Source organism: Ruminococcus flavefaciens, from assembly GCF_900143025.1.
GTDB lineage: Bacteria > Bacillota > Clostridia > Oscillospirales > Ruminococcaceae > Ruminococcus > Ruminococcus flavefaciens_I.
In genome coordinates, this window is the sequence record NZ_FRCT01000004.1 from 256,396 (window position 1) to 282,827 (window position 26,432).

24 protein-coding genes are annotated in these 26,432 nt (G+C 44.7%); 16 read left to right on the top strand and 8 right to left on the bottom strand.

Annotated features, from left to right (window positions below; all coding sequences use genetic code 11):
- Window positions 1–229 precede the first annotated feature (229 nt).
- Entirely contained in the window at window positions 230–1,267 is a 1,038-nt protein-coding gene (gap, locus tag BUB28_RS06320; protein ID WP_028517049.1) for a type I glyceraldehyde-3-phosphate dehydrogenase, read from the top strand.
- A gap of 100 nt (window positions 1,268–1,367) precedes the next feature.
- Here gap and BUB28_RS06325 read toward each other — a convergent pair whose 3' ends face one another.
- A complete protein-coding gene (locus BUB28_RS06325; protein ID WP_072949905.1) occupies window positions 1,368–2,336 on the bottom strand; it encodes a hypothetical protein in 969 nt (322 codons plus the stop codon).
- 261 nt (window positions 2,337–2,597) lie between these two features.
- Here BUB28_RS06325 and BUB28_RS06330 point away from each other — a divergent pair, with 261 nt between their 5' ends.
- Entirely contained in the window at window positions 2,598–3,632 is a 1,035-nt protein-coding gene (locus BUB28_RS06330) for a phospholipase C/P1 nuclease family protein (protein WP_072949907.1), read from the top strand.
- Window positions 3,633–3,707: 75 nt separating this feature from the next.
- Here BUB28_RS06330 and BUB28_RS06335 read toward each other — a convergent pair whose 3' ends face one another.
- On the bottom strand, window positions 3,708–4,223 hold the full coding sequence (locus BUB28_RS06335) for a hypothetical protein (protein WP_072949908.1): 516 nt from the start codon (window positions 4,221–4,223) through the stop codon (window positions 3,708–3,710).
- A gap of 313 nt (window positions 4,224–4,536) precedes the next feature.
- Here BUB28_RS06335 and BUB28_RS06340 point away from each other — a divergent pair, with 313 nt between their 5' ends.
- The 4 genes from BUB28_RS06340 to BUB28_RS06355 all read left to right on the top strand — a co-directional run bounded on the left by BUB28_RS06340 (window position 4,537) and on the right by BUB28_RS06355 (window position 7,668).
- A complete protein-coding gene (locus BUB28_RS06340) occupies window positions 4,537–5,283 on the top strand; it encodes a GH25 family lysozyme (RefSeq protein ID WP_081373415.1) in 747 nt (248 codons plus the stop codon).
- A gap of 15 nt (window positions 5,284–5,298) precedes the next feature.
- Window positions 5,299–6,255 (top strand): type I phosphomannose isomerase catalytic subunit, encoded by a 957-nt coding sequence (locus BUB28_RS06345; protein WP_175547809.1) that lies wholly within the window; start codon window positions 5,299–5,301, stop codon window positions 6,253–6,255.
- Between the two features lie 12 nt (window positions 6,256–6,267).
- The gene (locus tag BUB28_RS06350) at window positions 6,268–7,224 is read left to right on the top strand and encodes an ROK family protein (protein ID WP_072949912.1); all 957 of its coding nucleotides are present in this window, start codon (window positions 6,268–6,270) and stop codon (window positions 7,222–7,224) included.
- Window positions 7,225–7,449: 225 nt separating this feature from the next.
- The gene (locus tag BUB28_RS06355) at window positions 7,450–7,668 is read left to right on the top strand and encodes a hypothetical protein (protein ID WP_072949914.1); all 219 of its coding nucleotides are present in this window, start codon (window positions 7,450–7,452) and stop codon (window positions 7,666–7,668) included.
- Between the two features lie 156 nt (window positions 7,669–7,824).
- On the opposite strand, the gene BUB28_RS06360 is transcribed toward BUB28_RS06355, so the two are convergent.
- The gene (locus BUB28_RS06360; protein WP_242939948.1) at window positions 7,825–9,993 is read right to left on the bottom strand and encodes a substrate-binding domain-containing protein; all 2,169 of its coding nucleotides are present in this window, start codon (window positions 9,991–9,993) and stop codon (window positions 7,825–7,827) included.
- 245 nt (window positions 9,994–10,238) lie between these two features.
- On the opposite strand from BUB28_RS06360, the gene BUB28_RS06365 reads away from it, so the two are divergent.
- Complete coding sequence (locus BUB28_RS06365) at window positions 10,239–10,748, top strand: RNA polymerase sigma factor (RefSeq protein WP_072949916.1); 510 nt, start codon at window positions 10,239–10,241, stop codon at window positions 10,746–10,748.
- A gap of 19 nt (window positions 10,749–10,767) precedes the next feature.
- Window positions 10,768–13,224, top strand: coding sequence for a beta-propeller domain-containing protein (locus tag BUB28_RS06370; RefSeq protein ID WP_072949917.1), 2,457 nt, complete (start codon window positions 10,768–10,770; stop codon window positions 13,222–13,224).
- A gap of 42 nt (window positions 13,225–13,266) precedes the next feature.
- On the opposite strand, the gene BUB28_RS06375 is transcribed toward BUB28_RS06370, so the two are convergent.
- From BUB28_RS06375 to BUB28_RS06385, 3 genes are read right to left on the bottom strand one after another with little or no spacing between them, the layout of a single operon-like run.
- Complete coding sequence (locus tag BUB28_RS06375) at window positions 13,267–13,650, bottom strand: hypothetical protein (protein WP_072949919.1); 384 nt, start codon at window positions 13,648–13,650, stop codon at window positions 13,267–13,269.
- 35 nt (window positions 13,651–13,685) lie between these two features.
- The gene (locus tag BUB28_RS06380) at window positions 13,686–14,042 is read right to left on the bottom strand and encodes a hypothetical protein (protein WP_072949921.1); all 357 of its coding nucleotides are present in this window, start codon (window positions 14,040–14,042) and stop codon (window positions 13,686–13,688) included.
- Between the two features lie 16 nt (window positions 14,043–14,058).
- Window positions 14,059–14,997, bottom strand: a complete 939-nt coding sequence (locus BUB28_RS06385; RefSeq protein WP_072949922.1) for a calcium/sodium antiporter — start codon at window positions 14,995–14,997, stop codon at window positions 14,059–14,061.
- A gap of 669 nt (window positions 14,998–15,666) precedes the next feature.
- Between BUB28_RS06385 and BUB28_RS06390 the strand changes: the two genes are divergently transcribed.
- Window positions 15,667–17,019: an ArsB/NhaD family transporter gene (locus tag BUB28_RS06390; protein WP_072949924.1), complete on the top strand. Its 1,353-nt coding sequence runs from the start codon at window positions 15,667–15,669 to the stop codon at window positions 17,017–17,019.
- Window positions 17,020–17,040: 21 nt separating this feature from the next.
- Entirely contained in the window at window positions 17,041–17,637 is a 597-nt protein-coding gene (locus BUB28_RS06395; protein ID WP_072949926.1) for a cytidylate kinase-like family protein, read from the top strand.
- Between the two features lie 243 nt (window positions 17,638–17,880).
- On the opposite strand, the gene BUB28_RS06400 is transcribed toward BUB28_RS06395, so the two are convergent.
- The gene (locus BUB28_RS06400) at window positions 17,881–20,127 is read right to left on the bottom strand and encodes a glycosyl hydrolase (protein WP_072949928.1); all 2,247 of its coding nucleotides are present in this window, start codon (window positions 20,125–20,127) and stop codon (window positions 17,881–17,883) included.
- 286 nt (window positions 20,128–20,413) lie between these two features.
- Between BUB28_RS06400 and BUB28_RS06405 the strand changes: the two genes are divergently transcribed.
- The 5 genes from BUB28_RS06405 to BUB28_RS06425 all read left to right on the top strand — a co-directional run bounded on the left by BUB28_RS06405 (window position 20,414) and on the right by BUB28_RS06425 (window position 23,380).
- Window positions 20,414–20,788 carry a hypothetical protein gene (locus BUB28_RS06405; protein WP_242939949.1) on the top strand — a complete coding sequence of 125 codons (375 nt, stop codon included), beginning with the start codon at window positions 20,414–20,416 and terminating at the stop codon, window positions 20,786–20,788.
- Entirely contained in the window at window positions 20,785–21,417 is a 633-nt protein-coding gene (gene nth / locus BUB28_RS06410; RefSeq protein ID WP_072949931.1) for an endonuclease III, read from the top strand. The genes BUB28_RS06405 and nth overlap by 4 nt, the downstream gene beginning before the upstream one ends.
- Before the next feature lie 105 nt (window positions 21,418–21,522).
- The gene (locus tag BUB28_RS06415) at window positions 21,523–21,918 is read left to right on the top strand and encodes a secondary thiamine-phosphate synthase enzyme YjbQ (RefSeq protein WP_072949933.1); all 396 of its coding nucleotides are present in this window, start codon (window positions 21,523–21,525) and stop codon (window positions 21,916–21,918) included.
- 3 nt (window positions 21,919–21,921) lie between these two features.
- On the top strand, window positions 21,922–22,635 hold the full coding sequence (locus BUB28_RS06420) for an NAD-dependent protein deacylase (RefSeq protein WP_072949935.1): 714 nt from the start codon (window positions 21,922–21,924) through the stop codon (window positions 22,633–22,635).
- Window positions 22,636–22,645: 10 nt separating this feature from the next.
- On the top strand, window positions 22,646–23,380 hold the full coding sequence (locus BUB28_RS06425; protein ID WP_072949936.1) for a hypothetical protein: 735 nt from the start codon (window positions 22,646–22,648) through the stop codon (window positions 23,378–23,380).
- Window positions 23,381–23,426: 46 nt separating this feature from the next.
- Here BUB28_RS06425 and BUB28_RS06430 read toward each other — a convergent pair whose 3' ends face one another.
- Window positions 23,427–25,031, bottom strand: a complete 1,605-nt coding sequence (locus BUB28_RS06430) for an ABC-F family ATP-binding cassette domain-containing protein (protein WP_072949937.1) — start codon at window positions 25,029–25,031, stop codon at window positions 23,427–23,429.
- 377 nt (window positions 25,032–25,408) lie between these two features.
- On the opposite strand from BUB28_RS06430, the gene BUB28_RS06435 reads away from it, so the two are divergent.
- On the top strand, window positions 25,409–26,308 hold the full coding sequence (locus tag BUB28_RS06435) for an amino acid ABC transporter substrate-binding protein (RefSeq protein WP_072949939.1): 900 nt from the start codon (window positions 25,409–25,411) through the stop codon (window positions 26,306–26,308).
- The last annotated feature ends 124 nt before the right edge of the window (window positions 26,309–26,432 follow it).

Here is a 26,432-nt window from a genome sequence, read left to right on the forward strand (position 1 = left end):
AATATATCAACGAATATATTTTATTATACTACATTTTAATATAAAATGGAATAGCCTGAAGCAAATTTGATACAGGGAAATTTGCAACAAAAATATTCGCAAGGTATTTCCGACATTTGTTTAATATGTACTTTTACAAAAAAATCTGTTATTTTTTTATCGAACCACTTGAAAAATTTTCCGAGTTGCGGTATAATTAATCTATACAAATTTTTAGGAGGTATATCCAATGTCAGTTAAAGTTGCTATTAACGGTTTCGGCCGTATCGGTCGTCTTGCATTCAGACAGATGTTTGACGCTCCAGGTTATGAGGTAGTTGCAATCAACGACCTTACAAAGCCTTCAATGCTCGCTCAGCTTCTCAAGTATGATACAGCTCAGGGCGGTTACTGCGGAAAGATCGGTGAGAACCTTCACACAGTTTCTGCTGATGACGAGAAGGGCACAATCACTGTAGACGGCAAGACACTTACAATCTACGCTAAGGCTAACGCTGCAGAGCTCCCATGGGGCGAGATCGGCGTTGACGTAGTTCTCGAGTGCACAGGTTTCTACTGCTCAAAGGACAAGTCACAGGCTCACATCGATGCTGGTGCTAAGAAGGTTGTTATCTCAGCTCCTGCTGGTAACGATCTTCCTACAATCGTTTACAGCGTAAACGAGAAGACTCTTACTAAGGACGACAAGATCATTTCTGCTGCTTCATGCACAACAAACTGCCTCGCTCCTATGGCTAAGGCTCTTAACGATTATGCTCCTATCCAGAGCGGTATCATGAGCACAATCCACGCTTACACAGGCGATCAGATGATCCTTGACGGTCCTCACAGAAAGGGCGACTTCAGAAGAGCAAGAGCTGGTGCTGCAAACATCGTTCCTAACAGCACAGGTGCTGCTAAGGCAATCGGTCTTGTTATCCCAGAGCTCAACGGCAAGCTCATCGGCAGCGCACAGAGAGTTCCTGTTCCTACAGGTTCTACAACAATCCTCACAGCTGTTGTTAAGGGTGCTAACGTAACTAAGGAAGGCATCAACGCTGCTATGAAGGCTGCTGCTTCTGAGTCATTCGGCTACAACGAGGATCAGATCGTTTCTTCTGACGTTATCGGCATGAGATTCGGTTCACTCTTCGATGCTACACAGACAATGGTTGCTGAGATCGGTGACGGCCTCTACGAGGTACAGGTTGTTTCATGGTATGACAACGAGAATTCTTACACATCACAGATGGTAAGAACAATCAAGTACTTTGCAGAGCTCGGCTAATAGCTGATATATATGCAATATCAAAGGGCGTTCATTGCGAACGCCCTTTTTGTATGTCAGTATACAAAGAAAAGGCACTCGTTTTGAGTGCCCTTTATAATTATTCTTCGCTTTTTTCTTCGGTTGCTTCTTCGCTTTCTTCAGTATCTACAGAGAAATATGTCTCACCCATTCGTGAAACGCTATATTCAGAACCTGTTGCCTTCAAGGTTGCCTGATCGAATTTTAACTTATACTCAACTAACGGACAATAATTATATAAATTCGGTTCAGCGCCCTTCATTTGAATGAAGAAAGCCTCTTTCCATTCTTCGTATGCATCACCGTAATACACATATCCGTTAAACATCTCATACTTTGCGAATTCACCATCTTCTTCAAACCCCTGCTCAATACAAAATGCTTTTGCATCTTCATAATCCATTGGCTTTAAATCCTGCGGATAAAAAATCAGCTCGCTGCTTATGTCATCAAGGTTAACAGAATCAGGGAAATAACCCATTTTACCTGTTTCAGTTAAATATACATCATCAATAGTTGCTTCAGTAACTTTTACTCGTGCGTTTTTTTCCGCATCAAATTTACCATAATATACAGTTAATTCAAGTCGCGGATCGTCAAATGATTTAATCCTTTTAGCGTCCGTATAAGCTCCTACGTTATCCGTTGTAAGATATTCGTCAACAGGAATTTCAGACATATCGAATTTGTCACCGTATTCCTCAATAAACTCTGCAACCGTCATATAATTTCCGCGTCTGAATACAGTATCACCTATCTGGATATAGCCTGAATTGAGAGCAGCCTTTTTTATCTCGTCTGTAGCTTCATACTTTATCTCAGCAACGGTCGTCGGCTCTGTCTCAGCTTCTGTTGCTTCTTCTTTCTCCTTTGCTGTCTCCTTGTCGAGCTTGCCAAGAGCTTCTTCAAGGTCTTTTTCTTCTATGTCCTCAGCAGATTTTGAACTTGTCTTTGTCTTCTTGTTGTCCTTGCTGTCGCCGCAGGCTGTCATTGAAACTGCACCTAAGCATACCGCAAATAAGAATGCAGCAATTCTTGTTTTTTTCATAATTATTTTCCTTTCAAATAAATATACTTGTATAAGTATAAAGCTGAAATGTGATGATTTAGTGAAAGCAGCAATATTTCAGCAATAATGTACTTCCACATCAACATCATTGACAATTTTTGACAGGTGATGTATAATTTAAGTGATCAGTGAATAGTAATTAGTCGGGACGACCTCTGACCCAACGTTTGCCCGATCATACTTATAAAATAATTATACGATGCCCCCTGCTTACGGAAGGAGCATCGAAAGGAGCTATAAATGCAGAATAAATGGAAAAAGGTCACTGATGAGCTTCATAAGCTGACCGATAAATATACAGCAATGAAAAAACTGCCGCAGTCACAGATACACGAGGATATACTTATAAGAGCATTGAAGCTGCTTGACGAAACAGCTCCCGAAGCCGCTGAGCTCATACGTCCTCAGCTGAAAATAATGCTCCCTTACACCGTGATCGCTGATGACAACGACGACCGCGAAAACGGTGCAGGCAGACATTATTACTGCGCCTGCAATACAAACGGCAAGCCTCAGCGAACTATCTGCGGCTACTACCGAAACGGAAAGGACCTTTTCGCAAAAAGCGCCCGAACTATGTTCGAGGAAGATTATACAATGGCTCTTACCATGCACCAGAACGGCTTTGTAAAACAGGGTGCGGTATATCTCGCAAGAGCCGTACATATGATGTCGGATATGTGCTGTCTCCCACACGCTGCTAAAATGACCTATTTTTCCAAGATGCGCAGCGTCCATATCCGCTATGAGGACCTCGCCCGCGCTATGTACCCCGAGTTCGTTCCCGAACAGCACATAACCTACGACCACCTCCGCCGCTTTTCTATGCGCAGCAGCTTCTCAACTGCCATAAATGCCAATTCTGCTGCTATATGCCGAGATGTGCATAAGCTTTTCACAGCTCCCGTCGAGGCAATAATAAATCGTCTTTACGATACCGAACAGGCTGTTGCTGCTCTGCTGTACCGCTTTTACCGCGATACAAAGGTAACTCCCCTGCGCGGACACTACATCGTAAGCGGCATGGTTTGTCACCCGTTTTCGGATATGCCTGCACTGAAGGTCAAGGTGACCGAAAAGGGCATAAGCTTCGAGCATGAGGGGATACCCGTAAATACTCACATCGGCAGCACATTCAGAGCTGCCCACCGCAGGAACGGACTTTTCTCGCTGTCTCCTCTCGGTAATCCCAGCGGCTATGTACTGTCCCGTCAGTCGCGTAAGCTGGTGCCCTTTGACCCACGGGACGAAAAACAGCTTTTCGGAATAATATAAAGAAAGCAGCCATTATGGCTGCTTTTTTCTTAGTATAAAGGTATAGATGCGCCCTTTCTCCTCTACTGCTCAGTTCTAAATCTCGTCCATATTTCCGTAGGAGCTTCTCTGTCTTTCTTCCATTTTTATAGCGTAAGGATCTTTTATGGACCGCTGGACTCTGTTCATGTCGTACTCTTTCAGCTTCGGCTCAAACTGCGGAAAACCGTCCTGCTGTTCAAGCCATTTGTACTTCTTTATATTATTGAAGTTTCTGACAGCAAACACAATGAATACGCCTGCCAACACAAATCCCAGGAGCGTGACAAATCCAAAAAAGAATACCCCTATCATCTCCGCAACGAGAAACACTCCTGACACTATGGCAAGAGCAGAATCCTTCCTGTATGCGCTGAGGAAACCAATTACCGAAGCGGCTGCCCCAAAAATCGAGGAAAACAGTATCTTTTTGTCAAACGACATAAAAAAAGCTATGAAAAGCCATATTGCCATTATCATATTCACAGCAAATACTATAAAAATCACAGTATCTTCTTTCTTTATTCTTTTCATTGCAGTCCTGTTCTGTTTGTATTCTTCTTCAAAATCCATTATATATGCCTCCAATAATATTTCATCAAGGAAAATTTTATCATTTTTCCGCAAAAAAGTCAATACGCCGCGAACTAAGAAACAGGCATTTTTCAGGCATACAGCATCAAAGATCTTTTTAACAGCTTAATATCAGCCCCTGCACCTTCAGTTCTTCAACACACTTTTTCAGAAATTCAAGAAAACTATTGACTATTTCAGCATTTTAGTTTATTATAGTATTGTATGACTTCTGACATATAATAAAGTCAGAGGATTCCATTTCTTGATAATAAAAGAAAATTCGGAGATGTGGGGAGTTGTTTCCGTTTATATGCATACTGTTTTACGCAATATTTTGTGTACTCTGATAGGCGGTTCCCTTATGGGTACTGCTGCCGCAGGAGCTTTGTTCTTTTCCACGGCTAAGGTGAATAAGGCGAAATATCCTGTTTTCGGCGTTGATGTCTCAAACTATCAGGGCGATATAAACTGGCAGGAACTGGAGTCTCAGAATGTCTCCTTTGCCTTCATAAAAGCTACCGAGGGAAGCGGTCACACCGATGAATCAGTGCGCAGGAACCTTGACAGAGCTGCCTTTACAGGAATAAAGGTCTCAGCCTATCACTTCTTCAGCTTTGACAGTGCAGGAGATACTCAGGCTGATAACTTCATCTCCTCTGTCAGCCCCGATGAGATCGACCTTCCTCCCGTTATCGACATAGAATATTATGCAGACAAACGCAGCAACAAGCCTTCAAAGGAGGAGACCGAGAAAATACTCTGTCCCCTTATCTCACGGCTTGAGGAGCATTACGGAACAAAACCCATTATATACACCACCCTCCCCGTCTACCTGAGATATATCAAGGGAAGCTTTTCGGACTGTCCGCTTTGGATAAGAAGCGTAAACTGCGAACCTGACCTCATAGACTGGAAGTTCTGGCAGTACAGCGACAAGGGCACTCTCACAGGCTATGACGGTGAAGAGGAGCACATCGACTTGAATGTTTACAACGGCTCTGTGGAGGACTTTGAAAAGGAATTCCCAAAGCCGAACAATAAAAAAGCATTATCATAACAGAAAGGTACTATCGTGAAACCATTTTTACTCAATGCACCTATTAAGGACTATATCTGGGGCGGTACAAAGCTCAGGGATATCTTCGGAAAGGAAAGCGACCTCGAACGCCTCGCAGAAAGCTGGGAGCTGAGCTGTCACCCCGACGGCGAGTCAATCGTCAGCGGCGGCGAATTTGACGGTATGAAGCTCTCGGAGCTGATACAGAAGCACCCCGAGATACTGGGAAAGAACTGCAAGAAATTCAGCGGATTCCCCGTGCTCGTAAAGCTTATCGACGCTAAAAACGACCTTTCAGTACAGGTACACCCCTGTGACGAATACGCTCACAAGTACGAAAACGACAACGGCAAGACCGAAATGTGGTATATCATTGACGCTGAACCGGGCGCAGAGCTGGTCTACGGCTTTAAGGAGAAGATAACAAAGGAAGAGTTCAGAAAAGCTATCGAGGATAACACCCTCATGGATAAGGTGAACCGCGTTCCTGTCAAGAAAGGCGATGTTTTCTTCATAGAGCCCGGTACTCTCCACGCTATCGGCAAGGGTATACTCATTGCGGAGATACAGCAGAGCTCAAATGTCACATACCGCGTTTACGACTACGGCAGACTCGGTGCCGACGGCAAACCGCGACAGCTCCACATCGAAAAGGCTCTCGAAGTAACAAACACCGAGCCCCTTGACCCCAAAAGACCTGTCTACGGCATGGAGCTCGACGGCGTTGTTATACAGCTTCTTGCAGAATGTGACTACTTCAACGTCAACAGGGAGAGACTGATAAAGGAAGCAAAGCTATTTGCAGATGACAGCTCCTTCTCTCACGTTCTCGTTATCGGCGGAAGCGGCGAGCTCAGCTTCGACGGCGGCAGCCTTGAACTGAATATGGGCACAAGCGTTTTTGTTCCCGCAGGCACAGGAAATTACGTTATAAAAGGAAATTGTGATGTCATTATCACCACAATTCCATAAGGAGGATATAAAATGAAATATTATGTAGGAATTGACCTGGGCGGTACTAATATCGTTGCAGGTGTTGTTGATGAAAAATATAACATCATCTCAAAAGCAAGCACAAAGACCAATTGTCCACGTCCCGAAAAGGAGATCGCTGACGATATGGCAAAAATGGCTATCGAAGCTGTTAAGAATGCAAAGCTCACTATGGACCAGATCGAATGGATCGGCGTTGGTACACCAGGTATCGCCAACAGCGAAAAGGGTATCATCGAATACTCAAACAATCTTGGCTTCAAGAACACTCCTATGGTAAAGTACATTCAGGAGACTATCGACAAGCCTGTATTCATTGAAAATGACGCTAATGCTGCTGCATACGGCGAATTCGTAGCAGGTGCTGCAAAGGGCGCAAGAAACGCTGTTTGCATCACTCTCGGAACAGGTGTTGGCGGCGGTATCATTATCGACGGCAAGATCTACTCAGGCTCAAACTTTGCAGGTGCTGAGATAGGTCACACTGTTGTTGAAGTAGACGGCGCACAGTGCTCATGCGGCAGAAAGGGCTGCTTTGAGGCTTACTCCTCAGCTACAGGTCTTATCCGCATGACTAAGGAAGCTATCGCCGAGCACCCTGACTGCATCATGGCTCAGTCCGAAAAGGAAAAGGGCAAGGTGACTGCACGTACTTCCTTCGATTGCATGAGAGCTGGCGACAAGTACGCTAAGGCTGTTGTTGACAAGTACATAAAGTACCTTGCAGCAGGCATCACAAATACTATCAATATCTTCCAGCCTGATGTACTCTGCATCGGCGGCGGCGTATGCAACGAGGGCGATCCCCTTCTCCTCCCTATGAAGGAGCTCGTTGCAAAGGAAGTTTATACCCGCAACTCTCCTAAGAATACCGAGATCGTTATTGCCAAGCTTGGCAACGACGCAGGTATTATCGGTGCTGCATTCCTCGGACGCGCAAACCAGTAATGAGCCGTTAGCGTGTATGGACGCGCATTGCGCATCTGAATGATACCATATATGAAAAACATTCGGGGCGATGCGAGCATCGCCCCCTGCATATTTAATTCGGCGTAATATAATAACGCACCGCTAAAGCCATAGCATTTCCCATGCTATGGCTTTTTTGTTGACATATCAATATTTTTAGGTTATAATTTCAGTATAATAAATCGTAACTAAGAAGGCAAACCCATGAAAAAACTTAATATAGTCGCCAAAACAGGCATATCTATTGAAATTGCCGCTTTGATTGTCATGTTGGTATTTTTAATTTCAGGCGGTCCTGTTCCGAAATGGGCAGTATTGTTATTATTTGCAGGAGCAATAATATGTTTTATATCAGGATTTCTCCCTGAAAAAGCGATAAATCCTGATATGCGCTCAAAAACAAACCCGAAAGCGTTCGGATAAACAGCTTTCGGGTTTTGTGGTTTATTTATGCAGTCATTATTGAACGGGCGAGCTTAACTCGCTCCTACATTCCCAATTCAGCTAACGACTCGGGACGTCGAGGACGCCGTCCCCTACACGTTAAAAGATGAAACGCCGCCCCTACACGTTAACGGCTCATTTAGCCATATTTCGGTACTGGTTAGGCGTTACGCCTACAGTTGCAAGGAACTGGCGCAGGAAGTATTTACTGTCCACATAGCCGCACTGCTCGGCAATTTCTGCCATACTCAGCGGCGTTACCGTCAGGCAGTAGGTAGCCTTTGCCATTCGTGCGTTGATGCAGTCCTTATGTATGCTCACGCCGAAGCACTTCTTGTATACCTCGCGGAGATGTCCTGCACTGTACGGATAAAGCTTGCGCAGCTTCTCCGACTCAAAGCTGTCCTGCGGATTGCTGTAGATATAGCTCCTGATACTGAGCATATCCTCATAGTGCGGACGCATACGCATCTCCATTTTCTCGCGCTGACGCTCGGCAAGTATATCCGTACACGCTGCCGTAAGCTTTGTGTACGACTTCTCCTTGCACTTTAGCGCAGCACATACAAATGAATCAAGTCCGTACTGGTCTATATAGACAGTGTGCTGGAGCATTATGGATATCAGTCTGTTTTCAAGGAGCTCGGTATCTGTTTCGCCCTGTATTATGCAGGCAAAGGTATTGTCATTTACTCTGCCGCAGATATCATTGCTTCCGCAGAACTGATTTATTGCCTCAGCTGCGTCCATAACAGCAGGTATCTTGCCGTTGAGCTCGTAAAAGCCTGCATTGGATATACCTATCCTTAGCATAACGACAGCGTACTCCTTATCGTCAAGATCAAGTGTATGATAAGCCTTTCTCATACCTGTCTCGTTATACATTCCCGTAAGTGTATCACGCATATCCGACAGATTCTGACACTGAGTAAGATACTGTATATCGTTTTTCATGCGCAGGAACTCGAGTCCGTTTGACATGGATTTGAGCCAGTTTCTGTAGATATCATCATAGGTATCGGGATCATGGTATTTCAGCACAAGATGACCGAAAAGCCTGTCGTTGAAAAACAGCGGATTGAAGTAATAGACCGCAGGCTCATAATTCTTGGAAAGAAGTGCAGCAAAATTGAACTTGTGCATATCAAATGGAGTTCTGTCCTCCCATTTCACCATACTCTGACAGGAAAGTATCTCGCTCAGCTCTGCATCTGTATCATACCAGTTTTTGTAAAGGCACAGATAAAAGCTCTGGATACCGCGCACCTGCCAGTGATACTCACTGCATATATCAGTGAATTCGCCCAGAGTACGGCACTCTGTCAGCTTCTGATCAAGAGGATTGAACAAATTCCAGTTGTCGTATTCCTTTTTACTGCGGGCAGTTTTCAGCTCGTCCTTGTACTGTACACGGTTCACGCCGCAGGTGCAGCTTGTACCGCATATCATCTCTCCCTTTGGCGGAGCAAAGAGGAATTCACGTTTTTTGATACGGCTGTACACAAGATTTGCCGCGTCCTCACCTATAGTTTCGCGGTTTCTCTTGTAGGTCGTGAGCAGCGGCGAATGCATAAAACGATCACCTACGAATTCGTAGCCTACTACGGTAACATCGTCGGGGACTTTTATGCCCAGCTCATCAAATTTGTCTATAAGTCCGTAAGCCATATAATCGTTGGCGCAGACTATAGCCTGTGGCAGAGGAAGCTCACCGCTGTGGTAACGCTCGGCAAGCTCTTCACCTGAATTCATCCAGAAATTTCCGTAATGTACCCGCTTTTCATCGTACTCGATACCGTGCTTTTCGAGAGACTTCCTGTAGCCGTTTACTCTTAAATTAGATGCTTCGATAAAATCATAGCCTGTTATGATATCTATTTCTGTAAAGCCATGCTTTTCTACAAGATGATCGGTAAGGTCCTCGATATCATTTTCGTCGCTGGTATTTATAAATGTACACTGCGGCATATCAAGCTCGGCAAGGTACGTGCCTACAACGACTATCGGTATCGTAGTCTTGCGCGAAAGAAGATCTGCTATGCCCTTGCGCAGGTCTTCATTTACGAAGGATTCTGAAATAATGATCAATGCGTCGATCTCTTCAGACATGATAAGATCATATATCCTGTTTTCACAGAAAAGCTCCTTCTCCTTTACATTAGGATTGTAATTGTTGGAGAAAATGATCGTATCTATTCCGACACACTGATCGAACCTTGCAATTCCCTTTATGATCTGACGCTGTTCAATACTGTTCGCCTCAGCAGCTACAACGCCAAAGATCATTCTCTTTTTTTTGATCAAGTTTCCCACCCCTATATTAGAAGTTACCTTTATTATACATTATTTATTAAGAATTGTCAATGAGATTTTCTGCGTTTTTTCCACCATAAGAGTATTTTTGTGGGTTGAATATTTATATACCGTTATATACAACAATCAGAAGATTAATATTTTGTTAATTTTGCTGATTTGTATTGTTGATTGCAACAATTTGTATTCTCAGCGACACATAGTTTATGAATTCGAATTCAAAAGGAGGGATCCATATGAACGACTACTCAGCAGATGTCCGACTTGCACAGGAAGGAAGTACAGAGGCTTTCGCAAGACTGTACGCTACAGTTTACGAAGACCTTTACCATATAGCACTTTACAGCCTGCGAAGTACGCATGATGCTGCCGATACAGTAAGCGATACCGTACTGGACGCATTCTGTTCGATCAAAAAATTACGCAGTCCCGAGAAATTCAGAAGCTGGATAATGACTATACTTGCAGCAAAGATAAAAAGAAAACAGCGCTCCTATTTTGAGCCTGCCGATGAACTCAACGAGAATACAGACATTACAGAAAGCTTCAGCTTTGAAAATGTTGAGCTTCATGAAGCCGTAGATAATCTGGATAATGAATCCCGTCTGCTGCTTTCCATGTCTGTGCTTGAAGGCTATTCAAGCGATGAGATATCCCGCGTCTGCGGTATGAAACCAGGCACAGTCCGCTCACGGCTGGCGCGGATAAAGCAGAAGCTCAGACTGGAGCTTACCCCCGAAATATGAATCCGAAAGGAGAATACATATGAACAATGACGAAAAGCTCAAAGAGATGATAACAAAAGAACCTATCCCCGACTCTCTCAAACCCGAGAATATAAAGAAGATGCTTGACGAACAAGCACCAAAGAAAAAGAGAAGCGGCATAAAGCTTGCAGGACGCATAACCGCTGCTGCGGCTGCCTGCGCAGTTATCGGCGGTACCGCCGCATATACACTGAACAATGGAAGTACAAATAAATTCAAGGACGAGGACGTGGTTGTTACCGAGCCTTCAACAGTACACGATATCCTGACAAACAGCGACCTGATAACAAAGAAGCAGGCAAGCTATATGAGCGGTGCCTCGGACTATGAGCAGGTATACACCATGTTCAAAAAGGCTTACAACAAAGCCAAAAAGAACGACTCACGAATAAAATACAAGGACGATATTGTGTATGAAGCTATTGCTGATGAAGAAACGGTTTCCGGAGATGACTCGCTTGCCACAAACGGCAACGCTTCTTATACCGGAGATGCCAAGGGCGGCGGAGATATGCACATAGCCGATCCCGAAACTCCTGTATTATCAACTCCTGATAACGGCGAGCCCACAACTGCTCCTGCATCTGAGCTTACCGAGCCTTCTACAGCATCAACAGAGCCCGATATAGAGCCTTCAACCGCTACGGAGGATCCCGATATTGAAGATACAACAGCTAATGTTGAACCCGAGGAGACAGACCCCGAGCACTCTGATACCTATAATCAGGAACAGGATATCCTCGAAGCAGATATCGTAAAGACTGACGGAAAGCATATCTATTATATCGCAAATCCTACGGATTTTTCATTCTCCAACACATATCTCCATGTTGTAAACGCTGAAAACGGCAAGTTCACAGGCAATGTGACTATTGACCTGAACAAAGACCTGAATATCAACAAAAATGATATGAGGCTCTCTGCAAATGATATGTATATCTACAATGATATGATAGTCGTAATATGCTCAGGCAACAACTACCGCAGTTCAGATTGCGCTTCATTTGCCGCTTTCTATACCACAGACGATGAGCCAAAGCTTATAGACGTTTACAAGCAGAGCGGATACTACAAAGATGTAAGAATATCCCCTGACGGCTATATGCTCCTCATTTCGGAACACACTTGCTTCTTTGAGGAAAACAGCGATGATGTTACAAAATATATCCCAAGCTGCGGTTTTTCCGAAAAATATGAAACTATAGCTCCCGAGGATATACTTCTCCCCGACTGCGGCTTCGGAAGCACTTACTATCTCACCTACAGCGTTATCGGAAGTATCGACCTTAACAAATCAGGTGAGCCGACTCCTCACGATATAAAGACTCTTGCAGGCTGTACAGGTGCGCTCTACTGCTCATCAGAAAACCTTTATGCTGCAAATGAGCGTTACGATGAAGACGATTTAAATACCACCGACATCACACGTATTTCTATTGCTGACGGAAATATCGTTCCTATGGCTGGCACAACTATAAAGGGCTACGTTAAGGATCAGTTCTCAATGAGCGAATACAACGGATACTTCCGCGTTGCTGCTACCTACAATGAAGAGGAAAAGGTCTTCAACAAGTACAGCGACTATGACAGCTCCTTCATCGAGGGCTTATGGGACACTATCACAGGCGATGGTGAAGGCTACTACACATATCAGCACATCAAGACAGATACCCGTGTATACGTACTTGATATGGATATGAATTTAGTGGGCGAGGTCGGCGACTTAGGCGTTAACGAGCAGCTCAAGTCCGCAAGCTTCAGCGGCGATATGGCATATATTGTTACATTCCGCCAGACTGACCCGTTATACGCTGTTGACCTCAGCAACCCTGCCGACCCTGTAGTTCTTGACGAATTCAAGATTAACGGCTTCAGCACCTATATGCAGAGCTGGGGCGACGGTCTGCTTCTGGGCTTCGGTCAGGACGCCGACGAAAACGGCAGGATAACAGGTCTGAGACTGACTATGTTCGATAACTCTGACCCCAACAATTTAAAGGCTGCCGATGTATTCACATGGAACAACATTGACGACTTTGATTATAATTATGAAGACCTTGATAACGCTAACAGAAAATGGTATTCTTCAAGTGCCGTATGGGAAAGAAAGAGTCTCCTTATAGCTCCCGAGAAAAATCTTATCGGTATTCCGGTGTCAATTACCGAAAGCCATTACGTAAATCAGAATAGACTTACACAGGAATACGATTATGGATCATGGAGCTACGATTATACATCACAGTATGTATTCTTTAGCTTTGAGGACGGCAAATTCGTCGAAAAAGGAACTATCTCAGACCATTACGACATTGAAGAGGACGATTATTATTACGGCGAGGACCATGAGTTCAACAGAGCACTCTATATCGGAGACTACGTTTACGCCCTTTCAACGCATAAATTCGTTGCCGCTGATATAAATACTCTTGAAGTAACAGATGAACTGATATTCTGATATATGTAAAAACCTCCCACGGTTAACCGTGGGAGGTTTACTTTACCTCATAAAATAATGCTGCACATCGGGCATGGAACGTGACATGGAATGCATCTGAATAAAACAGAAAATGATATACAAAAAAACAGATACAAACATAGTGATAAATGCAACTGTAAAATAAACTTTTGCACCCTTTGGACGTCCCGACATCAGATTTATAAAAAACATCAAAAATCCTATAGGCGGGATAATCGACAGCATGACCATAAACTTGTTTGGCTTGTCATTCGGGTCATTTTTTACGGGAAATCCCATTTTCTGGAAAGTCTGCTGAACATCTTCTATATTGGCTGTCTTTTTCTTATGGTCAATATAGGAATCGCAGTAAGGACATTTCTCCTCATTCTCGGATATTGAAGCTGCGCAATGTGGACAGATCATACATATACCTCCTTATTAAACAAAGCATTTCCTTTTTACAGGAAAAATGTGAAAAACGAAAAGAAATGGAAAATGAACGCAAATACCAGAAACAGTATTATAACATACCTTGCCGCAGCTGCCAGTAAATAGGCGTGACCTGCCTTTTTCTCGTTGTTTTTAAGGCAGATGCAGCCGAATATTATACCTACCAGCGGCAAAAGCAGTGAAAGTATAACTATTCCCGTTTCCGCAGGAGTTTCACTGGTATCATAGTATGGTACACCATTCTGGTCTACAGGGGGCATCAAGCCGTGAAACTGAGAATTGTTCACGCCTGCTCTCGGCGTTTTGCAGTATGGACAGCAGGACTGTCCGTCCTCGTACACAGAACCGCATTTCTGACAATACACAGCTATTCCCCTCCCTTTACCTCATAAATATATACGTTGTATATCCTGCGTAAGCCGCAAGCATAAGTGCTCCGTGCCACCTGAAAAGCTTTTTCTTAGGCATACACATTACCAGTACCAGCAAGCTCATTGCAATAAGGACTGCCGTATCTATAGTATTCTGCATAGTAAAGGCTATAGGCGATATAGTTGAAGCTATGCCGAGCACGAACAGGATATTGAATACGTTTGAACCGACTACGTTTCCCAGTGCCATATCTACCTCGCCCTTTCTTGCGGCTACGATAGATGTAACGAGCTCGGGGAGACTTGTTCCCAGTGCGACAATGGTCATGCCTATAAGGTTGTCCGACATACCGAAAGCACGGGCAATATCCGAAGCTCCGTCAACGACCATTTTTCCGCCAACTGCTATTGCAGCAGTTCCTCCGACTATACATACAAGACATTTCCACACAGGCATTATCTTGTATTCGTCCTCCTCTGTAAGCTCACCCGCAGCTCTTGCTTTTTTTGCCGAGCTTATCATCATATAAAGGAAGAATACAAACAGTGCAAGCAATATTGCTCCGCCCCAGCGCATAACAGTTCCCGTTACAGTTCCGAGAGCAAGCAGCACACCTGCAACTATTATGGAAAAAGGCAGGTCTTTTTTGAGGGTATCCTTGCTTATCGCCATAGGACAAAGCACCGCACAGACTCCGCACACTACCATAAGATTGAATATATTCGACCCAACAGCGTTGCTTATGGCAAGGTCATTCTTGCCCAGTACAGAAGCACTTACGCTTACCGAGGTCTCGGGAAGGCTCGTTCCCATTGCAACTATGGTCATACCGATTATCAGCGCAGGTACCTTCAGACGTTTCGCCACAGCTGAGCTTCCGTCAACAAAAAAATCCGCCCCCTTAATAAGCAGTATAAATCCGACTATGAGCAAAATATATTTTACCATTTATTGTTCTCCTAACAGCAGTTTTATTATAGGTTCACGTGAACTCCTTACAAGTTCTTTAAATCCTTAATCTGCTTATATTATTATATCACATTATTTTTGAAAAAGCAAGATGCGCAGTAAAAAAATTTCACGATTATTTTTTCGCACATCTTGTAAGGGCTTGCGGGCGCATACTGTACGCCCCTACATATGGTTATTCACAGTTGCTGCGAAGCTGGCGGGACGTCGAGGGCGCCGTCCACTACATGGATAATGCGTCATTTGCGCATCTTTTAAGGGCGCTTTCGGGCGCACACTGTGCGCCCCTACATATGGTCATTCACAGTTGCTGCGAAGCTGGCGGGACGTCGAGGACGCCGTCCCCTACATGGATAATGCGTCATTTGCGCATCTTTTAAGGGCTTTCGGGCGCACACTGTGCGCCCCTACAAGCTAAGGGCTAACGGCTAAAGGCTAACGGCTGTATTACCGACACAATAACAAAAAAATCCTCACTTTTCGCTTAAAAAGGTACAGCTTATCCAAAATTCGCGTTTTCTCAAAAAAAATCAATAATTGCCTTGAATTACACTTCCTTTTGTGCTATAATTCGCTATGGTGTATTTTTCCTATTTAAATAGGAAAGAATTTAATTCGCGGAACGGTTCCGCACTTTTGGAGGTTTTTATGACAACAGCACAGGTATTCGCCGTTGTTATCTTCGTGGGAATGTTCATAATGATAGTTCTCGACAAGATAGAAAGGCACTATGTAACTCTCGGCAGCGGTATCCTCACGCTGACAGTCGTTTTCGGTATTTGCATGAAAAACGGCACAGCTATCATGGATACGCTGGCTCTGAAAAATTTCGCTTCCAAGGACTTCTGGTATCAGGTCACGGAAAGTGAAAGCAAGGGAATAAACTGGGCTACCATAATATTTATCGCCGGCATGATGGTAATGGTAGAAGGTATGGCAAAAGCAGGCTTCTTCCGATGGCTTTGCATGAAGATCGCCTATCTCGTAAAATGCAGGACTATCCCAATATTCATCACCTTTATGGTAATGTCGGCATTCCTCTCAATGTTCATTGACAGCATTACGGTCATCATGTTCCTTGCAGCTGTTACCGTAGAGCTTGCATCACTTCTCAAATTCAATCCGGTACCTATGATACTTTCCGAGATATTCTGCGCTAACCTTGGCGGCTCGGCAACAATGTGCGGTGATCCTCCGAACATCATCATCGGTACATCACTTGGCTTCTCATTCTTCGATTTTCTTACAAATACAGGTCTCTGTGCAGGAATATGCCTTGTAGTATCAGTCATTTTCCTCTACTTTGCCTTCCGCAAGGAGCTTGCAGGCAACACCTCCGCTCCTGTGGATATGAGCAAATTCCCGAAGCCATCAGAGGCTATCACAAATAAAAAGGATTTCGCAATAAGCTGTATCATCTTTGCCTGTGCTGTTATACTTCTCGTTACACACGCAACTACTCATCTTACCGTTGCTACTATCGGTCTTTTCATCGCAGCAATAACCCTTATAGCTTTCGGAAAGCACGCTTTAGAGCTTATCAAGAAGGTGGATTACAAAACTCTCATTTTCTTCATCGGACTTTTCATCGTTGTAAGCGGACTTGAAGAAACAGGCATACTCAAGCTTATCGCAAACTTCATCGGCGACATCAGCGGCGGCAATATAAAGCTTATGATAGCTATTATCCTCTGGGTATCCGCTGTCGCAAGCGCATTCGTGGACAATATCCCGTTCGCAGCAACTATGGTGCCTATCATTCAGAGCCTTGCAGAGACATCTGGCGTGCCTATCTCAACTCTTGCATGGTCACTGGCTATCGGTACCGATATCGGCGGAAGTGCAACTCCTATCGGAGCATCTGCAAACGTTGTTGGTACTTCTGTTGCACAGAAAAACGGCTATCCTATCGGCTGGGGAAGATACTGCAAAAAGATCGCTCCCGCAACCGTTATAGTACTTGCTATATCAACTGTTTATCTATTTGTACGTTATTTATAATTTTATCAAGGGGGAATCAATATGTCACAGGTAATCATTTCAGTAGGTCGTGAGTTCGGAAGCGGCGGTAAGAATATCGCTGAAAAGCTTGCAAGACGTTTCAGAATACCGATCTATGACCGTCACCTCATCACAGAGATCGCCAACAAAACAGGTCTTACTCCCGAGGAGATCGAAAAGTACAACGAAAAGCCGAAAAATCATCTCCTTTCACGCAGAGTAAACGGCTACAGCAACTCTATCGAGGATAATATCGCAGAAATGCAGTTCAACTTCATAAGAGAAAAGGCTGCAAGCGGCGAGTCCTTCGTAGTTGTGGGACGCTGCTCCGAGACTAAGCTCCGCGATTTCAAGTGCCTTGTCTCGCTGTTCATACTCGGTGACATGGACGAGAAGATCAAGCGCGTAATGAATATCTACGAGCTTTCCGAGGACAAGGCAAAAGCCTTCATCGACAAGAAGGACCGCAAGAGAAAGCGTTATCACAACTATCACTGCGACGGTCACTGGGGCGACTCAAGACTCTATGACCTCAGTATAAACAGCTCTCGCCTCGGTATCGACAGAACTGTTGACATACTTGAGGAATACATCAAGGCAAGAATGGCTGAGGACTGATCAGCCATTTGCAATTAGCCGTTAGCGAGGACGCCCGATGGGCGTCCTTTTTCATGTATGGATCATTCTCTTGTAGGGACGACCATTGGTCGTCCGCATAAATAACATCATTCAACAAACGGACGCGCAATGCGCGTCCCTACAATGTGTCATTTGGGATTTTACGGATTATTAGCGGGCGGATAATATCTGCACCTATATTTACGAATAAAAAAAGCTGCACAGTTGTGCAGCTTTTTCGTTTTATTTTGCGGACGGATCAAGTGTATCTATCTTGTTAAGAAGATATTCCTGTATCCTCAGTGCATCGTTTGATGTGATGCCTGCACTTGATCTGTCAACGTCTGCAAGATCTGCACCTTCTTTAATAAGATGATACGGATCGGTGCCTTCAAGTCCGTACTTGTTGGGATTTGCAAGAGACTGCATTATAAGCACAACATCGCTCATATCAACTTCGCCGTCATAGTTTGCATCGCCCCATACAGGTTCAAGAGCACCGCCCATTAAGTAATGGAAATCACAGCTTTCGATAGTATACGGCTGGTCTACTGCCTTTTCTGTAGCAGAATTCCATACATTCGACCACCATACCTGAACCTCGCAGGTCTTGAAGGTATCAGGCATTTCCTTGAGGTCAACTGCGACTGTGAGATTTCCGTCCTTATCGGCAGTTCCCTTCCACTCGATGTTCTTCCAGTCGTCGGCAGTTGTGCCAAATCCGACAGCACCGCCGATAGAAGCATTAGGTGCGCCCGTAAGCTTTATCAACATCTGCTTGCCAACAGCAAGTGCAGGCTTTTCAGGGATAGTTACGCTCTTCTTCTGGATAGAGAACTTATAAGGCGCAGTTGTGGTAGTAGTGGTTATGCTTGGGTCTGATGTGGTCGTGGTAGTAGTTGTGGTCTTGGAAGGATCGGGGGGAGTGATGCCTTCCTTCTTGTAGAGATCCTTCGGGAGCTCGTCAAGAGTTATGCAGTAATCACTCTGATACATTGCGATAGTGTCTTCCTTTGTGTTGAATACGGGATTTGTAAGGAAGTTATTGTTATCGCTGCCGCCGTCGTACCATGTACAGAAGTAGAGCCAGCCAGCCTTTTCCTCCTGAAGCTTGTCAGGTGTTGAGAAGCAGTCGTTCTCAGCCATTGCCACCATTTTTGCTCCGTCATACTTATCTATGATACCGTAGAATGTGGAGCTTATAGGGCTGTCGTCATGTCTGAGCGAAGCCTGCCAGCCGTTCTCTTCAAGGTAAACGGTGCAGTTGTACTTATCATAGCCGATTATATCAACATAAGCATCGCCCGGATACCAGTTAGCGGAATTAGCGTAGTTATAGCTGTTCCACTCCCAGATAAGGTTATGGCATTTAAGGTCATTGGTCAGGGTATTGTAGGTGTATATCCAAAGCTTCTTGTAAGCCTCAGAGCCTTCTCTGCCCCACCAGAACCATGAGCCGTCCTCACCGCCGCCGCCTTCGGCTTCGTGGAGAGGTCTCCATATTACAGGTACTCCCTCAGCTTCAAGCTTGTTGAACTCCGCAGCAAGTGTTTTCAGAGTTGAGAGATAATACTCGTTCTCCTTTGTGCCCGGAGTTGCAGCCTTTGAAGGTGAGAAATCCGTATCCTTAGCGGTATATGTGGACAGTGACCAGTCCATTTTCGTGCCGATAGTATAGTTTGCGAAATCCTTCGGTACATTAATATGATATGAAGCTGTTGCGATACCACCCTTGTTCTTTACCCAGTCAATGATACGCTTTGTTGAGCCGTCATCGCTGCCGTAAAGCGGACAGCAGAAATTACCGTAGTCAAAGCCGCGGATAGCAGGATAATGTCCTGTTGTTTCCTTCAGATATTCAAACTCGGTTTCGAGCCCGTGAGGACCGCCGCTGTATATCTCCTGCTGACCTGAGATTATATTCTTTCCGTAGACCTCGGCAAGATAAGCCATAAGACTCTGTGTCTCCACTGTTGCCAACTGGTCGCAGGGAGTTGTCTGCTTAGCCTCGATCTTTGTTGCGCCCATTGGCTCTACTTCGAGACAGTCGAACTGTGACCAGCCCCATGACTTGTCGATAGTAATTGTGTTCTCACCTGCTTTGAGTACGATGGCAGGAAGTGCTATCTCCTGATAATCTGTACCCTCGGGAATACCAAGTGCGCCCTGTGAGGTGCCGTTGACGCTTAAATTCTGCTGCTTGTCGGTTCCTATTCCGAAAGCGTGGAATATAAGCTTGTAAGGACCTGCCTCGTCTACAGTGACTGTCATGGTGATAGTTCCGCTGTCTGTCATTTTAAGTGCAGAGCCGCCGCTTGCATTTGCGTCCTTTTCAACGGTTATAGTGCCTGTGTACTTTGCGTCCTCAAACTCGAATTTAAGGGGCGCATCGGCTGCCGTTACAGTCGGGGCAGTGTATACAGCACAATTGAGCATAAGTGCTGCTGACATGATAGCAGTGCCTGCTTTTTTAAGAATTTTACAACCCATGTTTAATATCCTCCTATTAAATAAAATTTTCTGTACTTTAATTATACTTATAATTTCAGTTAAAATCAATAAGCACATCAAAATGTTATCAGAATGGATATAATTTTCGTATACACGCACAATTGGAAGAAATCAAGTTTGACATATAATGCAAAAAACCGCTTAATTTAAGCTTAAATTACTAAAGTGTTAATAAAGTCATTTTTTCTACATATTTTTCTGCTTTCCTATTGACATAATTCATAAAAAGGTGTATAATTTCATTAGAGTTTCGTTAACTTTGTTCATGGAGCGTGAGAAAATGACCGAGTACCTTACCAATTACATGAAATATATTCAGCAGCGTCTTGAAGGCTGTTCAAGCCTTGAGGAGTTGGACGAGATAATGTCCGAGCATAAGGACAAAATCGCCTTCATGCAGCACGAAAGGATAGTTCACTTCCTCGTTACCATGCTTTTTGCAATTATTCTCACTATATTCATGGCTGTTACTATATTCAAGTCAAGTATCCCCGTACTCATTCTGGTCACTATGATACTTGTACTGCTCGGCTTTTACATAAAGCATTACTACTTCCTTGAAAATACGGTGCAGAAGATGTACAAGGTATACGACGGGATACTCGAAAAACAGAAAAAGCTGAAGGAGTCCGATAAATGACCAAAAAGGAAATAGCAGAGCTTGCAGTAAAGGAGCTTGAAAAGCTTTATCCCGATGCTGCGTGTACGCTGAACTATACAAAGCCCTATGAGCTTATGTTCGCTGCCCGACTTGCGGCACAGTGTACCGATGCAAGGGTAAATGTGGTCACAGAAACGCTGTTCAAGAAATATCCTACTCTTGAAGCCTTTGCCAATGCGGATATCACAGAGCTTGAACAGGACGTAAAGCCCTGCGGCTTTTATCATAACAAGGCGAAAAGCCTTAAAGAAATGGCTAACCAGCTAATTAACGACTTCGGCGGCGAGGTTCCCGATACTATGGAAAAGCTCCTTACGCTTTCGGGTATCGGCAGAAAGACTGCAAACCTTATGCTCGGAGACGTTTTCGGCAAGCCTGCAATGGTCACAGATACCCACTGCATACGCATCACAGGCAGGCTTGGACTTACTAAGAATAAAGAGCCTGCAAAGGTGGAAAAGGACCTTGTGAAGCTCATACCGCCCGAGGTATCATCGGATTTCTGCCACAGAACAGTTGAATTCGGCAGAGATATCTGCAATGCAAGAAAGCCCAAATGCGATATCTGTCCGCTGAATTACTTCTGTAAGTTTTATAGCAGTAAATAATAAACGCAACGCTTAACATATCAGGCGGCGGAACGCCGCCCCTACAATCGGCTAACGGCTCTTGGCTAAGGGCTAAAGGCTAAAACCGAAAGGAGTTTTTGATATATGTTATTCAATTTCAAGCTTAGTACCCCTGCTGAGGGGCTTGTAGATATAACCCGCGAGGTAACAGAATCTGTCAAGGAGAGCGGTGTGCTCGAAGGAATATGCATAGTTTACTGTCCGCACACCACAGCGGCAATAACTATCAACGAAAACGCCGACCCCGATGTTCAGACCGATTTTATCCACGGTATAGATAAGGTGTTCCCTGACTTATCTATTTTCAAGCACGCAGAGGGTAATTCCGACGCTCACCTCAAATCATCAGCCGTCGGAGCAAGCGAAACAATCATCATAAGCGGCGGAAAGCTCCTTCTCGGTACATGGCAGGATATCTACTTCTGCGAGTTCGACGGTCCGAGAACAAGAAAGTTTTTCGTCAAGGTCATAGGAGATTAAGCCATGGACAATATCGAAAAGCTTGCGGATATAGTCAAAAACTCCCAGCGCATAGTCTTCTTCGGTGGTGCGGGAGTATCCACTGAAAGCGGCATACCCGATTTCAGAAGTGTTGACGGTCTGTACAATCAGCAGTGGAAATATCCGCCCGAAATTATCCTCAGTCATTCCTTCTTTATGGAAGATACTGAGGAATTCTACCGCTTCTACAGAGCAAAGATGCTGTGTCTTACCGCAAAGCCCAATGCCGCTCACTTAAAGCTTGCACAGCTTGAAGCTGAGGGTAAGCTCTCCGCCGTTGTAACGCAGAACATCGACGGACTTCATCAGGCAGCAGGAAGCAAAAAAGTATATGAGCTCCACGGAAGCGTACTCAGGAATTACTGCACAAAATGCGGTAAATTCCACGATGTTGAGTTTATCGCAAACTCAGAGGGCATACCAAGATGCGAATGCGGCGGCATCGTAAAGCCCGATGTAGTCCTCTACGAGGAGGCTCTCAACGATGACACGGTAAGCGGCGCTGTACAAGCTATAGCAAACGCTGATACCCTCATCATCGGCGGCACATCACTCAACGTATATCCTGCCGCAGGACTTATACGCTATTTCAAAGGCAACAGCTTAGTTATCATCAATATGGCACCTACCAAAATGGACAGTAATGCAGATCTTCTTATCTGCGACAGAATAGGAGAAGTTTTCTCCCGAATTTAGGAGGCTTTATATGAAACGACTGGTCACAGCCGCTTTGTCTGCCATTATGCTCATCGGCTGTGTTTCACGCTCATCGGAAAACGAGTCTGAAATACCGCAGACTGAGCCCAGCGTTACATCAACAGAAGCTGCAAACAACACTTCATCAGCTCCTAAAAAGCTCGCGGCAAGCTCTATAATCTACCGCGAAAAGCTTTATAATATCAATTCTGATATCATATCCGACCTTTTTATCCAATCAGACGGCAGAGTATGGTGCGGTTTCTACATGAATGAAGAGGGCACTATCGACAAATTCAACCGTTTATGGACAAGCGATACCTCGTATTCATCGGATTATCAGCTTGCTGACGATCTATGGCTCGAGGCTATGCTTTCCGAAGACAAGGAAGACGATTTCGTGCTCTTCAATGATATCTCCGAGCTCGCAAAACTCGATGAAAGCGGACTCGAAAATATCAGTTCTATTATCGGCGGCACAGATCCCTTCAGTGCAAGCAGTGTGTATACTGCTTCCGAAGCCGCTGCCGATCCGGATACCCCCGAAACTGAGTACAGCTTCATAGACCTTGTTATAGGCAAAAATGTCTGTCGTGCCTATGAGTACACTCAGTCCTACCAAAGCTCGATACAGGACAAAAAAGCTGCCGATGTCATCGACATCATACACAGCCAGAGCTTCTACGACAGCTGGCGTGAAAAATGCAGCAAGAAACTCCTGCCGCGCAAAAACACAGAGGTATAAAAGAAGTCCGAAAGCACATTCCCCCCGTGCTTTCGGACTTTTTGCGTTATATCATTCCGTTTGCCTTCTTGAAGTCGATAAACTCCTCATAGGTGCCCTGTCTGTCAAGGCAGCCCTCAGGAAGTATCTCGATTATACGGTTTGCAGTGGTCTGCATTATCTCATGGTCGTGAGATGCAAGGAGCACAACGCCCTTGAAGTTTATAAGGCTGTTGTTTACGGCTGTTATGCTTTCGAGGTCAAGGTGGTTTGTCGGGCGGTCAAGGAGAAGCACATTCGAGCCGAAAAGCATCATTCGTGAGAACATACATCTCACCTTTTCGCCTCCCGAAAGTACATTTACAGGCTTGTATACGTCGTCGCCCGAGAACAGCATACGTCCCAGGAAACCGCGGAGATAGGTCTCTGTTTCGTCCTTTACGGAATACTGTCTTATCCAGTCAAGTATGGAAAGCTCGCAGCCGTTGAAGTACTCTGAGTTATCAACAGGCATATAAGAAGTAGTAACTGATACGCCCCACTTGAAGCTGCCGCTGTCGGGCTGCTCCTCCTCCATGAGTATCTTGAAGAGCATGGTGATAGCCTGCTCGCTTTCGCCTACGAATGCGACCTTATCAGTCCTGCCAAGTGTGAAGCTTACATTGTCAAGGAGCTTTACGCCGTCAACAGTCTTTGAGATACCGTCCACCTGCAATATATCCTTGCCAAGCTCTCTGTCCATATCAAATCCAATGAATGGGTATCTTCTGCTTGATGCAGGGAGCTCCTCAACAGTGAGCTTTTCAATGAGCTTACGGCGTGATGTAGCCTGATTTGACTTTGATTTATTTGCCGAGAAACGTGCGATAAAGTCCTTGAGTTCCTTTATCTTTTCCTCGTTCTTCTTGTTCTGCTGCTTTATCATGCGCTGTATGAGCTGGCTTGACTCGTACCAGAATTCGTAGTTACCAACGTACATTTTTATCTTGTTATAGTCGATATCAACGATATGTGTGCAGACATTATTGAGGAAGTGACGGTCATGGGATACCACGATAACTGTACCGAAGTATTCGGAAAGGAATTCCTCCAGCCAGCGGACTGCGTCGATATCGAGGTGGTTGGTAGGCTCGTCAAGGAGTATGATATCGGGATTGCCGAAAAGAGCCTGTGCAAGCAATACCTTTACCTTTTCGTTACCCGAAAGGGTTGCCATCTGAGAATAGAGTATATCCTCGGAAAGTCCAAGACCCTGTATGAGCTTTGATGCATCGGACTCTGCCTCCCAGCCGTTGAGCTCCGCAAATTCGCCTTCAAGCTCGGAAGCCTTTACACCGTCCTCCTCGGAAAAGTCCTCCTTTGCGTAAAGTGCGTCCTTTTCCTGCATTATCTCATAAAGGCGGGCATTACCCATTATTACCGTATCAAGAACGGTATACTCATCGTATGCAAAGTGATCCTGTTTGAGGACGCTCAGACGCTCCTCCTTTGGCATTACCACCTCACCCGATGCAGGCTCCAGCTCGCCGCAGAGCACACGGAGAAATGTGGACTTACCTGCTCCGTTTGCGCCGATAACACCATAGCAGTTACCGTTAGTGAATTTAAGATTTACATTTTTGAAAAGTGTAGAGCCGCCGAACTGCACGCTCACATTGCTTACTGTTATCATTTTTTCTCCCTCCGCAAATCACATTTGTCATTGCCGAATGTGATTTAGTTAAGAGTTGAGAGCGGAGAGTTTAGAGTTAATGTATTCATCGCAAACAACGTCATACCCTTCAACTCTCAACTTTATGTTTATATGCTGAATTATGATTTTTCGCACAACAAAAATAATTATATCACATTCAGTAAGACTTGTAAAGGAAAATCCGCTGTATATGGTCATACGCCGTTACTTTTTCAAATAATCGCCAAATTACCGTCCCAAGTCCGCGATTATTTATATGAAGTACCAAAACCGCTCATACCGTCTTTACACCTTGAAATAATTATGCTATTATAAGTTTATCATCTATGTAAAATACTGAAAGAGAGGAATTTTTTATGAACAAACGGTTTTTCAGAGGTATTCTTGCAGGTCTTGCTGCTGTTTCAATGATGTCGGCTGCAACAGGCTGTGCTGACCCTAACAAGGAAGCAGACAAGTCTGCCTCTAAGACAACTACAGAGCCATATACAAAGTATTCAGCTGAAGAGGAAGCAGAGAACGATAACTCCTCAAAGCTTGATCCCTCGCTCCAGAAAGTATACGATAATAAAAAGCTGGTGCTTGGACTTGATGCAAGCTTCCCGCCTATGGGCTTTACAGATGAAAGCAATGAGATAATCGGCTTTGATATCGACGTTGCGCAGGAGGTCTGTGACAGAATGGGCATTGAGCTTGTAAAGCAGCCTATCAACTGGGATACAAAGGAGGAAGATCTCAAGGTCGGCAAGATCGACTGCATCTGGAACGGTATGTCGATAAATCCTGCAAGAGCTGAGGTAATGAACCTTTCAGAACCTTACATGAAGAACGAAATGATCTTCGTTGTACCTGCTGACAGCGATATCAAGTCAATGGACGACCTCAGCGGAAAAACTGTAGGCGTTCAGACAGGCTCATCTGCTCAGGATATCCTCGAAGCCTCCGACCTTTTTGAAAATATCACAGAAACTCCCCTCGAGGACAATGTTACCGCACTCAATCAGATGGAGCTTGGCTTCTCGGACGCTGTGTTCCTTGACTCTGTCGTTGCAAATTACCTTATAACTTCTCACAACAAGAACTACGTTATCCTCGACGGCAACCTCGAATCAGAGGAATATGCTATCGGCTTCAGAAAGGAAGACCAGACTCTCCGCGACGAAGTGCAGAACCAGCTCCACGCTATGAAGGAGGACGGCAAGCTCGCCGAAATATCAACAAAATGGTTCGGCAGCGACGTTACTACAGTACAGTAAAAAATCCATTATACTGCAATACGCATAAAGAGTATATATGTAATTATCGGGGAAAACCTTTCTGAGGAAAGGTTCTTCCCCGAACCCCTTTCCAAAGACTTTTAGCTGATTTTTTCTCAGATAG